Source organism: Nibribacter ruber (assembly GCF_009913235.1).
GTDB classification, from domain to species: Bacteria; Bacteroidota; Bacteroidia; order Cytophagales; family Hymenobacteraceae; genus Nibribacter; species Nibribacter ruber.
Map to the genome: position 1 here is coordinate 577,007 of NZ_CP047897.1, position 13,860 is coordinate 590,866.

13 protein-coding genes are annotated in these 13,860 nt (G+C 47.9%); 6 read left to right on the top strand and 7 right to left on the bottom strand.

Features of this window, described 5'->3' with window-relative positions:
- Positions 1-45 precede the first annotated feature (45 nt).
- The 5 genes from GU926_RS02485 (at position 46) to GU926_RS02505 (ending at position 3,524) form a co-directional block, all read left to right on the top strand.
- Entirely contained in the window at positions 46-546 is a 501-nt protein-coding gene (locus GU926_RS02485; RefSeq protein WP_160688700.1) for a hypothetical protein, read from the top strand.
- A gap of 74 nt (positions 547-620) precedes the next feature.
- Complete coding sequence (locus tag GU926_RS02490; RefSeq protein WP_160688702.1) at positions 621-1,442, top strand: DUF2249 domain-containing protein; 822 nt, start codon at positions 621-623, stop codon at positions 1,440-1,442.
- A gap of 2 nt (positions 1,443-1,444) precedes the next feature.
- Positions 1,445-2,752: a hypothetical protein gene (locus tag GU926_RS02495; protein ID WP_160688704.1), complete on the top strand. Its 1,308-nt coding sequence runs from the start codon at positions 1,445-1,447 to the stop codon at positions 2,750-2,752.
- Positions 2,733-3,047, top strand: coding sequence for a metal-sulfur cluster assembly factor (locus GU926_RS02500; protein WP_160688706.1), 315 nt, complete (start codon positions 2,733-2,735; stop codon positions 3,045-3,047). The genes GU926_RS02495 and GU926_RS02500 overlap by 20 nt, the downstream gene beginning before the upstream one ends.
- 36 nt (positions 3,048-3,083) lie before the next feature.
- Positions 3,084-3,524 (top strand): RrF2 family transcriptional regulator, encoded by a 441-nt coding sequence (locus tag GU926_RS02505; RefSeq protein WP_160688707.1) that lies wholly within the window; start codon positions 3,084-3,086, stop codon positions 3,522-3,524.
- 300 nt (positions 3,525-3,824) lie between these two features.
- Here GU926_RS02505 and GU926_RS02510 read toward each other — a convergent pair whose 3' ends face one another.
- From GU926_RS02510 to GU926_RS02525, 4 genes are all read right to left on the bottom strand, one after another.
- Complete coding sequence (locus tag GU926_RS02510) at positions 3,825-4,265, bottom strand: DUF4136 domain-containing protein (RefSeq protein WP_232058408.1); 441 nt, start codon at positions 4,263-4,265, stop codon at positions 3,825-3,827.
- Positions 4,266-4,520: 255 nt separating this feature from the next.
- Entirely contained in the window at positions 4,521-5,666 is a 1,146-nt protein-coding gene (locus GU926_RS02515) for a tetratricopeptide repeat protein (RefSeq protein ID WP_160688709.1), read from the bottom strand.
- A gap of 71 nt (positions 5,667-5,737) precedes the next feature.
- Positions 5,738-8,278 (bottom strand): DNA gyrase subunit A, encoded by a 2,541-nt coding sequence (gene gyrA / locus GU926_RS02520; RefSeq protein WP_160688710.1) that lies wholly within the window; start codon positions 8,276-8,278, stop codon positions 5,738-5,740.
- 70 nt (positions 8,279-8,348) lie between these two features.
- Positions 8,349-8,498 (bottom strand): hypothetical protein, encoded by a 150-nt coding sequence (locus GU926_RS02525; protein ID WP_160688711.1) that lies wholly within the window; start codon positions 8,496-8,498, stop codon positions 8,349-8,351.
- Positions 8,499-8,742: 244 nt separating this feature from the next.
- On the opposite strand from GU926_RS02525, the gene GU926_RS02530 reads away from it, so the two are divergent.
- Positions 8,743-9,489 carry a hypothetical protein gene (locus tag GU926_RS02530; RefSeq protein ID WP_160688712.1) on the top strand — a complete coding sequence of 249 codons (747 nt, stop codon included), beginning with the start codon at positions 8,743-8,745 and terminating at the stop codon, positions 9,487-9,489.
- A gap of 83 nt (positions 9,490-9,572) precedes the next feature.
- Here GU926_RS02530 and GU926_RS02535 read toward each other — a convergent pair whose 3' ends face one another.
- The 3 genes from GU926_RS02535 to GU926_RS02545 are packed head-to-tail and all read right to left on the bottom strand — an operon-like array spanning position 9,573 to position 13,635.
- The gene (locus GU926_RS02535; protein WP_160688713.1) at positions 9,573-11,243 is read right to left on the bottom strand and encodes a M14 family metallopeptidase; all 1,671 of its coding nucleotides are present in this window, start codon (positions 11,241-11,243) and stop codon (positions 9,573-9,575) included.
- 3 nt (positions 11,244-11,246) lie between these two features.
- Positions 11,247-12,896, bottom strand: a complete 1,650-nt coding sequence (locus GU926_RS02540) for a M14 family metallopeptidase (protein WP_160688714.1) — start codon at positions 12,894-12,896, stop codon at positions 11,247-11,249.
- Between the two features lie 58 nt (positions 12,897-12,954).
- On the bottom strand, positions 12,955-13,635 hold the full coding sequence (locus GU926_RS02545; protein ID WP_160688715.1) for an HD domain-containing protein: 681 nt from the start codon (positions 13,633-13,635) through the stop codon (positions 12,955-12,957).
- Between the last annotated feature and the right edge of the window lie 225 nt (positions 13,636-13,860).

A 13,860-nucleotide genomic window follows, 5' to 3' on the forward strand; every position in this document is an offset into this window, starting at 1 on the left:
GCCTTTTACTTTTCATTCCTTAACTGGGCACTGCCCGCCAATACCATGAACGCTACCCAAACGCCGCAAAAAAGAGCCAAGAGCCTGGTGCCACTAAGCAAGGAACATCATTTTGGCCTTCTGTTCTGCTGGAAACTAAAACAGGGGATCAAGCACCAAACAGATTTGAATGTAATGCGTGCCTACGTGCGCTATTTCTGGGAAAACGTGCTTAAGGACCATTGCGCCGAAGAAGAATGGTTGGTGGCGCGTCTTCTGCAAACAGACCATGTAGTGCGGCTTCAGTTGGAAGAAGAGCACCGGCTCCTTCAGAAGTTGATTGAACTCATTGAAGAAGGCAGTCCCATGAACAAAAGTCTGTTTGAGGTATTGGATAAGGACCTGACTGCCCACATACGGTGGGAGGAGCGCGAGCTATTCCCTTACCTGCAATCTGTGGTGCCGGCCGAAGACCTTGACTTGGCGGCCAGCGTGTTGCAACACAACCACAGCCCACGGCAAGATGCCTTTAGTCCTGAGTTCTGGTTGAGCAAAGGAGCGGCCTAAAAGCGCTTCTAGAATTAAACAATTCTTAGGAAAGAGCCATGCCCGCTCTAGGCGAGAACTAACGAAGACAGGAAATGGAGATATCTGCCACCACCAAAATTTCAGCGTTAATCAAGGAGAATCCGTCTGCCATTGACGCGATTGCCTCTATTAACAGGCATTTTGAAAAACTAAAGAACCCGGTGCTCAGGAAGATTCTGGCGTCCAGGGTGACCATTGCCGATGCTGCCCGCATTGGAGGCTGTGAAGTAGCCCTCTTTTTTGAGAAGCTGGCGCCCTTAGGTTTTAACTTGAAGAAGGAGCAAACTCTGGTGGCGGAAACACAATCAAAAGAAGCCGCCGTTTTTCCCGCATTTCTGGCAGAACTGCCCAAAAACGACTTGCTCTTTCTAGACGTTCGGGAGGACATTGAAACCGGCCAAGACCCTTTCCTGAAGATCATGAAGGCGGCAGACCAGGTGAACGGAACTAATGCCTTGGCCATTCTGAATTCGTTTGAACCCACCCCCTTGATCCAGATGCTGCAGAAACGGGGGTTTAAGACTTATGTAGAAAAGCATCGCCAAGATCTGTTTCAAACCTATTTCTGGCTGGAGGAAAATACTGAAGCGAAAGCAGAAAGCCAACCTAAGTGCAATGACTTGGAGTTTGACCAGTTGGTGGCCCATTATGTCGGCAAGACCAAGCACGTGGACGTACGAGGGTTGGAGATGCCTCAGCCCATGATCACCATTCTGCATGAACTAGAATGGCTGCCCACCGGCCATGCTCTCTTTGTGATCCATAAAAGGGTGCCGCAGTTTCTGCTGCCTAAACTAGAGGAACGCGCTTGTGCCATCTCCATTGCGGAGCAAGGCCCTTCTGAAGTGCATTTACTTATCTATAAACCTGAATAGCCATGAGCACTGCAAACGCGTCCAATTCGCCGGGCAAGTGGGTCGTGCTGCCTCATTATGTCTTCGGTGCGGTCTCCTTTCTGGCTTTAAGCCTGTTGCTGCTATTGTCAGGAGATGCTTTTGGCGGCCATTATTTTCACCCAAAGCTACTCACGCTCACGCATGTGGCCGTGCTGGGATGGGCCACCATGATCATATTCGGGGCATTGTACCAATTGCTGCCGGTTGTGTTGGAGGTGCGGCTGTACTGTGAGAAGCTGGCTATTTGCTCGTTTGTCCTTTTAGCGTTGGGCACAGTGCTGCTGGCGTATTCCTTCTGGTTTTTCCAGGTAGGAGTCACGTTACATGTAGCTGCCTGCAGTTTGTTCATCTCCTTCCTGCTATTTACCATTAACATGGTACAAACCGCCAGGAGTGCACCTTATTGGACGGTAGAAGCTGATTTCATTGTCACATCTGCCGTCTGGTTGCTGGTTACAGGGCTCATCGGGTTATTAATGGCCGTCAACTTTACGTATCCGTTTCTGCCCCAGGAACACCTGCATTACCTGAAACTGCACGCGCACATAGGCATGGCCGGTTGGTTTTTGCTGCTGATCATAGGGGTGGGCTCCAAACTGATTCCCATGTTTTTGTTGGCGCATTGTGACGGCACCAAGCTGTTGAACGGGTCTTATAATTTGATTAACGCGGGGCTGGTATTCTTCATTTTTGACCATTTATTTTTTCACACCAAACTACTCCCGGTATATGCCTTGCTGGTGATAGCAGGGGTGGGGCTGTTTCTCAAGTTTGTCTTTGAAGCTAAGAAGACCATGCAGCGGCCAGATATTGACCTGGGTATGCGGCAGACCTTTGTAGCCCTAGGCCTTTTAATAATTCCGCTATGTCTGGTGCTGGTGGTGAGTAGCGGTTTGTCCCTGCCGCCGGCGTTGATGGCAAGTGTGTATCTGGTCTATGGCTTGTCGGTTTTCCTGGGCTTTGTTTCGGCCTTAATTCTGGGACAAACTTTCAAGACCCTACCGTTTATTGTTTGGATGCACGCCTACGAAGATTTGGTGGGTCGTTTCAAAACTCCGCTTCCCAAAGATTTGTACAGCCACGCGTTGCTGCTTTGGCAGAACCGGTTCTACTGCCTGGGCTTTCTTGTATTAGGCGCCGGGGTATTGCTGCGGGAACAGGCCGTATTTATGGTAGGAGCGCTTGCGTTTACGGTGGCAGCCATTCTTTATGTGGTTAATGTGTTTCATCTGGTGTTGCACAAAGTTCAAGATTTAAAGCCTTTTGCCTATGGAAACGCTAAAGCCTGATGTAATCCAAGAGGTGTTAAACACCCTCAAGTACATCATTGACCCCGAAGTGGGCATAAACATTGTAGACCTTGGGTTGATCTACAAAGTAGAAGCTTCTGACAAAGAGTTGGACATAGAGCTGACCTTAACGACCAAGGGCTGTCCCATGAGCGGCACCATTACTACAGCTACCCAGCAAATTCTCAAAAGAAAATTCCCAAACCACGAGATTAACGTAGAATTGGTATGGTGGCCCATGTGGACTCCAGAAATGATCACCGAGGACGGTAGGCGCCAACTGGAAGAGATGTGATATATTTGTCACCATTTAATTAGACAAGGGCTAGCAATGCTTTCAAAAACCACAGAGTACGCGCTTAGAGCGGTAGTTTACATAGCATTGAACAATGACAAAGGTGCGCGCTCTGGCCTCAAGGAAATTGGCAAAGAACTGGAACTGCCGGCTCATTTCATGGGCAAGATCCTGCAGGACTTAGTCCGGAAAGGCGTTGTAGCCTCCATGAAAGGACCTGGCGGCGGCTTTTACCTGCACCGCGAGGCCCGTGAAATTTCTTTGCTAGAGATTGTGCAAACCATTGACGGACTGGAGGCATTCAAGAAATGCGGCATGGGCATGAAGAAATGTTCAGACACCCATCCGTGTCCATTGCATCATGACATCTCTTTATATAGAGGCCAACTGTTACAAACCCTTAGCTCCAAAACCATTCAAGACTTGGTGGACGGCATTAATACAGGAAAGTATTTCATCAGAAATGTGATTGAATAGAGTGAGGTTGTAATGTGTTATAATAGGGTAATTAACATAATATAAATTATAAGACTTTATTATATATGTGAAGTGTGAGTCATTTAAATAAGTAGCTAAAGGAATTATAGCTGTTATTATGTTAAGTAAATTGTAAGAATGGACAATTGTCTTTTTCTTTATCTATATAATTTTGATTTCCATCTTATACTCATCGCTTCAACCGTCTCATTCCACTAGGTAAAAATAAAAGAGCCTCCTCGTTTTTGGCCTGTTTCCTGAGAATTAGGCCAAAAACGAGGAGGCTCTTTTATTCCAGTTCTACCTTATTTTCTTGAACAGTGCCTGAATGCTTTTAGAGATTCGTTCTTGAATGTCTTGAGCTTTCTTGGGCATGACCGTTTCAGCTTCGCCTTTCCAGAGTAATTGGTTTTGCGTTGGGTCTACTAAATGCACAGATAAGGTACCGGCTTTATAGGTGCCTACTTCCACTTCTTTGCTTTGCCAGGTATACCGACGTTGGCCAGTGTATTTGGGTCGGTCGGTTTGGAAATTAGTCTCACGGGTCTGGGTACGCTCATCTACCACCAAGCCAATGTTCACCAGCAAATCAGGACTGGAATTCTGTTGGGTTAACCCTCTGCTTTGCAGTTGAGCTGCAATTTCTTTCTGGGCAAACGCAATCTGCTGTTCATAGGCTTTTGAGTTTTCTAAGGAAGAATCATCTGCGTAGAATCCGAAGGTCCTGTACTTGCTAAGCAAAAAACCAGGTTCTCCTTCCGCACTCAAAACATTTACCGGCGCACAGGCTTGTATGGCCAGCAATATGAATAAAATCGATGCAATCAAATGGTGTTTCATGACGGTATAGGATTGTAAGAACTTCCCTCCTTTTAAACCTTTTCTGTTGGGTTTAAGATTCACAATTCCGTCTATTATGTTCAGTAAAATGCGATGTAAAAAAAAAGGGAGCTTGCGGCTCCCTTTTTTTTATTGGTGGTGTTTATTGATTTGTAATTATTGTAATAAGGTATCCATGCGTTTGGCATCAGCGGTTCTGCCTAGGGCCGTGTATACTTTCAGCAAAGATTGGATGTTGGTCTTATCGTCTGGCTTGGCCTTATGGGCGGCTTCAAAATAAGGTAGTGCCTGAGTGAAATACTTTTTAGCCTCAGTTTGCAGGGCTTTTCCGTTTTTCTGGAACTCGGCCAACGTCATTTTATTAGCTCTGTTGTTTAGGTTAGCTCCTTTGTTGAAGTAGTAAACACCCAGGTTGTATTGCGCATCAAAGTTGGTTGGGTCTAACTGAGCAGCTTTTTTGTAGGCTTCTAAAGCTTCTTCGGGCTTTTTGGTGCGCTCCAACAAGTTACCTTTTACCGTTAACAGGTTGGCGTTGGTAGGATCTGCGGCAATAGCAGCATCTAGCTTGGCCATGGACTCCTGCTCCTTCCCTGCTTTCAAATACAGGTCAAGCTCTTGCAGCATGAAGGTTCTGTTGTCTGGATAGGCAGCTCTTGCCTTGGTAATAATGTCAAGGGTTTCCTTTTCATTCTTGTCTACCACAGAGGCAATGTATAACAACTGGTTATATACCGCTGGCGATGCCTGCTTCATGTCTACCAGTTTATTGTACATGCCTTTAGCCGCAGCAAAGTCCTCTGCGCCCGCAGCTGCGTAAGCCGCATACAGGTAGGCAGTGGTATCTTGGGGCTTGTAGCTGGCAGCCTCCACATAGGCTTTGTAAGCTTCGTTGAACTTCTTGTTGTTGTAGTTGTCTACCCCGGCGTTCAATGCATACGCATACATGTTGCCTTGCAAGATCTCTTTGCGCTTGTTGGCATCATCAGTGTATTGCTTCTTTTTGGTTTCCAGGTCGGCCACTTTGCTGAATGCTTCATATGCCTCTTTGCTCATTTGCGCCGGGTCAACGGTTTTGCCATATAAAGGGTGGCCAGCCATGTCCATATAGATAAGGCCTTTGTAGTACCAGGCCTTGGCATTGTCCTTGGTTTTTTCATTCACCACGGCTTTGTCAATCTCGGCTTTGGCTTTGTCAAGCGTGCCTTTTTGGTGCAGCATAACGGCAGAGGTCACGGCAGCAGTTTGCGCATTAGCTAGTTGCAGGGAGAGAACCGCCGCGGCCGTTAAAAGAAATTTTTTCATCTTTCTTGTATTTTGGTTAATGTGTGTGCTTGTCTAACAGTTGTATTACAATTTATCATTCCCAGAAAGGCCTAGTTTTCACTAAGCGTTTCTGGGTCTGTCAAATCCTCTGGGTTCAGGGCTTCATCAAGGGGCAGTTCAGACTCATTCAGAATCACTTCTTCTTTGTCTTCTACCTCAATCTTGGCCACAGATGAAATCTCATCTCCTTCATTTAACTTCAATAAACGCACTCCTTGTGACACGCGGCCAATCACTCTCAAGTCTGCTACGCGCAACCTGATGGTGATGCCAGATTTATTGATGATCATTAGATCATCTGTGTCCGTTACACCTTTAATGGAAACCAGATGACCCGTTTTCTCCGTGATGTTGAGCGTTTTCACGCCCTTGCCTCCACGGTTGGTGATTCTGTATTCCTCCAAGGATGAACGCTTCCCGAAGCCTTTTTCAGAGACTACCAATAAGTTGGTGTCTGGGTTATGAACACAAACCATACCAACTACTCTGTCTTCTGCATTGGCCAGGGTAATTCCTCGCACGCCGGCAGCCGTTCTACCCATTACGCGCACTTTATCTTCTGGGAACCTCACGGCTCTACCAGACCTCAGCGCTATGATGATGTCATTGGCGCCATTAGTCAATTGAACATCTAGCAGTCTGTCGCCTTCATTAATGGTAATGGCGTTGATACCAGTGGTTCTTGGTCTTGAATACGCCTCTAGCGGAGTCTTCTTGATGGTTCCTTGCTCTGTACAGAACACCAGATAGTTGTTCAAGACGTAGTCTGGGTTCTTAAGCCCGGCTATGTTGATGACGGCTCTTACTTTGTCATCTTTCTCAATGCTGATGAGGTTTTGGATGGCACGTCCTTTGGTCGTCTTCCCTCCTTCCGGAACTTCGTACACCTTCACCCAGAACACCCGTCCTGATTCTGTGAAGATAAGCAGATAGTTGTGCGTGCTGGCAATGAACAAGTGCTCAGTAAAATCATCCTGCTTACTGCTGGCGGCTCCTCTGGAACCTACCCCCCCTCTGCTTTGGCTGCGGTATTCTGTTAAGGCCGTGCGCTTGATATAGCCTTCATGCGAAATGGTGATCACCATGTTCTCATCTGGGATCATGTCTTCTAGTGAGATGTCACTAGACACCATTTCTATGGCCGTACGGCGTTCATCACCGTAGCGCTCGCGTATGTCCGTCAGCTCGTCTTTGATGATTTGCATGCGCAACGCTTCATCTGCCAGAACAGACATCAGGTAGTCAATGAGTTCTTTGATCTCCTGGTATTCTTTCTGAATCTTGTCACGCTCCAGACCGGTCAAACGTTGCAGACGCATGTCTAGAATGGCGCGGGCCTGAATGTCTGACAAGGCAAAGCGCTCAATCAAACCGGCACGGGCAATCTCTGGGTCTCTGGAACTTCTGATCAAGTTGATCACTTCATCCAGGTTGTCCAGAGCGATTAATAAACCTTCTAAGATGTGTGCGCGCTTGCGGGCTTCTTCCAGTTCATACTCGGTTCTTCTGATTACTACCTCATGACGGTGCTCCACAAAGTGAACAATCAGGTCCTTGAGGTTAAGCGTCATGGGTCTGCCCGCCACCAAGGCCACGTTGTTCACCCCAAAGGAGGATTGCAGCTGAGTGTACTTGAAGAGGTTGTTTAAGACCACGTTAGGAATGGCGTCACGCTTAAGGTCATACACAATGCGCAAACCATCACGGTCAGACTCATCACGCAGGTCAGAGATGCCTTCAATCTTCTTGTCGTTGATCAAGGCAGCCGTCTTTTCAATCATAGACGCCTTGTTGACCATGTACGGAATCTCCGTGACTACAATCTGCTCCTTGCCGGTCTTGGTGGTTTCAAAGTTGGCCTTGGCGCGCACGATTACGCGTCCGCGTCCCGTTTCAAACGCAGATTTTACACCGTCGTACCCGTAGATGATCCCTCCGGTGGGGAAGTCTGGGGCCGTCACGTATTTCATCAAATCCGCAATGGTAATGTCCCGGTCATCAATGTAGGCAATGATGCCATCCACCACTTCGGTGAGGTTGTGGGGCGCCATGTTAGTGGCCATACCCACGGCAATGCCAGAAGTTCCGTTCACCAGCAGGTTAGGGAATTTGGCTGGCATCACGCTTGGCTCCTTCAGGGAGTCGTCAAAGTTGGGAACAAAGTTGACGGTGTTTTTCTCCAGGTCTGAGAGTAGTTCGTCTGCAATTCTTTTAAGACGGGCCTCTGTATAACGCATGGCCGCCGGGGAGTCGCCGTCAATGGAACCGAAGTTTCCCTGGCCATCTACCAGCGGGTAACGCAAGGACCAGGGCTGTGCCATACGCACCATGGTGTCATACACAGAAGAGTCACCGTGCGGGTGATACTTACCAAGCACCTCCCCAACAATCCTTGCAGATTTCTTATATGCTTTGTTATAGGAAACCCCTAATTCAGACATTCCATACAACACCCTACGGTGAACCGGTTTAAGACCGTCTCTTACATCCGGAAGTGCCCTGGAAATGATAACGGACATTGAATAATCAATATACGCACCGCGCATTTCGTCTTCAATGTTGATAGGGATAATCCGCTCGTTTTCTGCCATTTTACTTCAATAGAGCTTAAAAAATGCTGTTTTTATAAGCTTGCAATTTACTAAAAAAGATAGTGAAAAGCTAATCTTTGCGAATCTTCTTAGAACGCTTTTTGGTCATCTCTTTCTCCACTCCCTTGGAGGGTTTGTCTAGTTTTTCTCCTATTCTGGGATTCTGTTTTTTATACCAAGGCATGCCCCTGAATTCCTGCTCCCCGTGGCGGTGAACCATACGGGTCTGGCAGGAGTTTATGGGGCAGGAAGGTTTGCAGGCGGCAAAGGCAAAAGCCCCTGCCAAAGCAAAGGCTATTCCTCCTTTTTGGATGGATGTGGTGTAAAATTTCCTTCGTAAATTCATGATACTGCTGTAAGAAAATAATATATTTACTTTGGTGCTAACTATGGCTCAGGCTACAAGTTATCAAATCAATTGCTATAACGTCTATTCACACTCATTAAACCTTTTTATCTCTCTCATGATTCAATCATTTAAAAAGCTTCTATTAAGCGGGGCCGTTGCAATTTTGGCTAGTTCTTCTGCTTTTGCCCAAGGTCCTGTTTCAGGAATCGCAGCGCAGAGCAACGTAAACGCGGCGGCGGGCGGTGCCGTGTTTAGGACCTTTGATGGCCGCTTTGAGGGAATAAAAGGGAATCCCTTTTTTGTAAATGCCTGGCTACCGGGGTCTATCACCATTAAAAAAAACAACGCTGGGTCTACGGAGGAATTTAAAAACCTGAAGGTAAAGTATGATGTGCACGGCAATCAATTGGCGGCCGTGGTACCAGAAACAAAAGATACCATCCTCATCAACGCTGACGTGGTTTCTACCTTTAAGGTAGACATGCCTCTCTACAACAATCTAGTTGAGTTTAGAACTTTTGCCGAGGCCAGAGCCCTGGACCCGAAGTTGAGCAGCATATTCTTTGCCGTGTTGTATGATGGCAACACCAAGCTGGTGAAAGGGGTTTCTAAAAGACTGGTGAAAGCCGACTACAAAGGCGCCTACAGCGGCGGCAATGCCTATGATGAACTGGTAGACGAGACCCAATATTACCTGGTAACAGGCAAGAATATGGTGAAGACAAAACTTACCAGAAAGGCTTTGTTAGACGCCATGCCTGCCCAGCAGGAAGTATTAAAAGCCTACATAGCTTCTCAAAAACTAGCCATGAACTCAGAAGCAGATTTTATCAAAGTTCTAACTTACAGAGACAGTCTGTAAGAAGAGTTTTACTAGTTTTGTTAAACGGAAAGGGTGCCCCAAAGGCACCCTTTCCGTTTTTGGCCTGTTTCCTGGAAAACAGGCTAAAAACGAGTTTGGATGACGCCGCCCTTTCTACTGTCAACTTCTAGCAACAAGGTAGGCGACGTTGCTTTAACGATCCAGCGTACTTTCACAGAGGTGTTGATAGGGATGGAGGATATTTCAATACGGCTGAGGTTGGTCCTGGAAGAGGCAGGCTGGTCTTCCAGGGGCGATAGGAGTGCGCTAGCCAGGACCACCGCCTCTCTCAGGGTAATGTAATCAGGTCTTTCCACTTTGTTAGTGACATCTTCTAATGAATGAGTGCCCAAGCCTGTATTGTGAATGGTGGCGGTAATCTCCGTAAGGCCGTCTGGCAACAAGCGTCGCTCAATTTCCTTTACTTCTAATCGGGGCAGCTGCTGGGCATTGGCAATCGTCTGCCGGACAAATTGCTCTAGGTCTTTTTCCAACTCCTCTCCTTCTGGCAAATTATTAGGCTCTACCTGAAGGCCGCCAATCTCAATGGCACCCAGCATGGGGTGTTCAAACGGCGTCCAGGGATGATAACTTGCTTCAGTAGCCAGAGAGTCTGGGCCGACGGCTTCTGCGCCCTCGCCCAACGATGCCAAAATTGGCCTATCAATACTTTGCAAAATGTGCACAGGAAACGTGTGTAAGCCACGCGCCATTTTAAGCCAGTTCCACTTTCGTGAGCGCAACACATGGTCTAACAACACCTCTTCATCTTGTCTGCTAGATAGAATTACTTCTGGAGCGGCAGCGTAATCTGCGTGACGCAGTTGAAACATAAGTTGATCAGTGCTTCGGTATTGCACTTGCGCACCGGCAATATTAGGGTGGCGCAGGATAAATTCTTTCAAAGCACGGTGCTCAGGAATTGAAAACGGGTACGCGCTGGACTGCCTCGCCCCATAACTGGGTTTCCAATTCCAGCCCCAATCCTGGTCGTGAGCGGTGTAGCCAAGCGGGTCCTCATTCAGCTGGCCGTCCCGGTCGTTGTCAAACCCTTCCAACCCTAGCCACTCAAACGTTCCTTGGGATCCTTCCAGAGCCAGGACCATTTTTAAGGGATTCTTCTGGTCTAGCACGTAAGGACCTGTGCTAGATTTGCGCCGCATGTAAGCAATAACGCCGTCTTGGTTGAGATCATCAGGGCCGTCTTCATTGTATCTGCCGTCCTGGTCATCGTCTAAAATGGTGGCAGACTCTTTACTTACCTGGGCTACTTTTTTAGCTCTGGCGTCTGGGAAACTGATGGGCACCACATAGAATGTTTTCTCCTCCAGCAAGCGGGTGATTTCTTTGTCCGTGCCGAAATTTTTGACCAAATGCCACATTAGGTACATGGCATGTTCCGGACCCAGTTCTGTCTCGTACAAGGTGCTTCCTTCTACAAAATAGGCCGGTTTCTGGTGCTCGTTTCCTGTTTTAGAATAAGAGATGGTTAAAGCCCAGATTCTTCTTCCAGATGCGGATTCGCCTATGGATTCCAGTTGGACCAGGTCTGGATAGGTGCGCGCCAGTTTCTTGCATTGAGCGGTGATGGCCTCATAGTCTAAAGATCTTTTCCAGTCTAAGGGCAGATTCTCAGAACCGTTAGATGATTCTAGAGGAGCCGTTATGTTACTGACTTCTTTTTGTGCTATGCTAGGACTTGCCAGGGAAATAAAGGAAAGCAACGCCAGTAAAGATTTGCAGAGTCTTTTCATGGCCTATTGCTTAAGTGCTAGCTGTTTGGATTGGGAACCGGCCGTGGGACTTTTAGCTTCAATGATCACATAGCCTGAGCCGCTTACCTCCCAAGAGACTTTTACTTTTTCTCCGCCTCCCAAGGCGTTGAAGGTATGCACAGGCTTCCCTTGTAACAATTGCTGCCCTTCTTCCAACTTTACTGCTACTTTGATTTTCTGAATCCAGGGTAGGTAATCCCCTATGGAAGCGTGCGTGGGGAGTTGCCCGGTGTTCTGGACTTCTGCGGAGATACGCGTATTGCCGTCTTTGGTGCGGTCAGCCTTTAAGTTGAGGATCTGCAGTTTTGGCATTTGGTTGCTGTACAAGGTCATAAACCGCAGATGATTTTTGGCAACCGGGCCTAGGAGATGCACGGGTGGAGTGTTCTGGGCATACGGGGCAAAACCGCCTAATTCTACTTTTTTGTCAGGGAAATCTGGGTGCTGAATGGCCGTCCAGGGTAAAAAGATTCCAGTCATGTTATGAGCGGCAGCCCATTCCAGAAAACTGATATCGTTCCTTTCCTGCTCCGTGGTAGTGCCTTGCGGCAAGGTAGAAAGTTGAGGCACCCACCAAGCTGGCGTAGAGTAGCTAAAACGTCCGTTATGCAGGTGCGCCCATTGCACCACGTCTCCGCCTTCCGGGGCAATGATTGGCGCGTTCTCCGTGGGTACTACCTTTTCATACAGGTTAATAACCTGCCGCCTGGTGCTGTCATCCTGAGCTGCTGCTTGTAGAACAGCTTTATTGTTTACTTCAGGCTTGACGGCTGTCTGAGCTTGCAGCAACGTGGTGGCAGGCCCAAAAACAAACACTGAATGCACATTGCGTGCAGACAGCATGAAGTCTGCGAAGGCTTTGGTTTCTCGTTCAGACAAGGCATGTTCTCCCGTCTCCCGCTGAAACGCTTGATAGTTGAAGGTGAAGTTTTTATTGAAATTCACCCCGCCTTCGGCGTCTTCGTTAAACAGGCCGTCTTTGTCGTTGTCCAGGCCTTCTGTGATTAAAAAATGAGTGCCTTTTTCGCCTTTGGATTTGTTTACCTGGGTCATGACTCTTTTATCAAAGGCTGAGACCCGGTGGGTGCCCAAGGTATCTTCCACCCGAAGCATGGTGATGAGACCGTCATTGTTTAAATCCTCATACGGGTCTTCAAAAATGCGGCCATCCCGGTCATCGTCTCTGGGCTGGGCATTGCCCGTTCTTTCCCACCGCACCTGCTCATGGTATTGTTCAGAAGCGTCTGGGTTGAGATTGGGTAAAATGTAAAAAGTCTTGGTGCGCAGAAGATGATCGGTAGAATCATGCAGGATAGCCGACACCAGCATCTGCTCAGCCATTTGCACGGCAACCTCAGTGGTGGCCAGTTGCGTGGCCTGCACACCGGCGGCAATGAGAATGGCTGGTTTGTTAGCTGCATTCTCACGACCTAACGTAATCAGCCAGATTTCTTTTCCGGTAGCAGTTTTTCCAATGGAGGTGACGGTGCACAGCCTGCTGTATTGCAGGCTCATTTTCTTAAGACGCGCAGTGAGCTGCTCATAGTTCTGGTAGTCGCGCTGCGCCCGGGCTAACGGACTGAGGCAGAGAAGAAAAAGCAACTGGCAAACTGCCGTAATCCTTGGAATCATGTAATCAAACTAAACCAGTACTCTGACTAAACGCAGTATCTGGCGTGAAAGGTGTGCCTTATACGTATAAAAAACTAGAAGGTGGCTTTTCTTCGCTGTGCCATTCGGCTAAAAACTGTTGCACATAGGCTTGCATGATACTGTGGCGCTCCTGGGCCAATTTTTTGCCGGTAGCCGTGTTCATCCTGTCTTTTAACAAGAACAGTTTCTCATAGAAATGGTTGAGCGTAGGGGCCTGGTTCTTCTTGTATTCCTCAAAGGAGGCATGTAACTCAGGAGAAATACCCGGGTTATACAGCTCCCGCCCCTTGTATCCACCGTACGCAAACGCCCTGCCTATGCCAATGGCGCCAATGGCGTCCAGACGGTCGGCGTCTTGAACCACCTGGCCTTCTAGCGTAGAAGGTTTGGTTTCTACACCGGCCCCCTTGAAGGTGACTTCTTTCACAATGGTTACCACTTTCTGTTGCAGTGACACTGGCGCATTCAAGGAAGCTAACCAGGCCATGGCGGCATCAGGACCTGCCTGCTCATTGCCATCATGGAATTTCCAGTCGGCTATGTCATGGAGCAGGGCTCCCAACTGCACCACTAAGAGATCAGCGCCTTCTTGCTCTCCAATCTTGGTGGCCGTTTTCCAGACCCTTCGTATGTGCCACCAGTCATGGCCAGAGCCTTCGCCAGAGAAGAGTTGTTCCAGGTGTTGCGCAGTGGCCTGAATAAGTTCGGTTTCCTCCATCCCCGCAAATTACCCATAAAATTCCAAAGACGGACGGCTAGCATGTTTACGCCTTCGTTTTTAGTCTATTTTCTGGAAAACAAGCCAAAAACGGAAGGTAGATTGCTTTAAGGGAAGGGCTGTAACGGCTGGTGAAAGAGAGGCCTGCAGACATGGCTAAATATTATTTCCTGCGTATATAGACTAGTTTTTATTCTTAATTAGTTCTACCGCCAAACTATACCT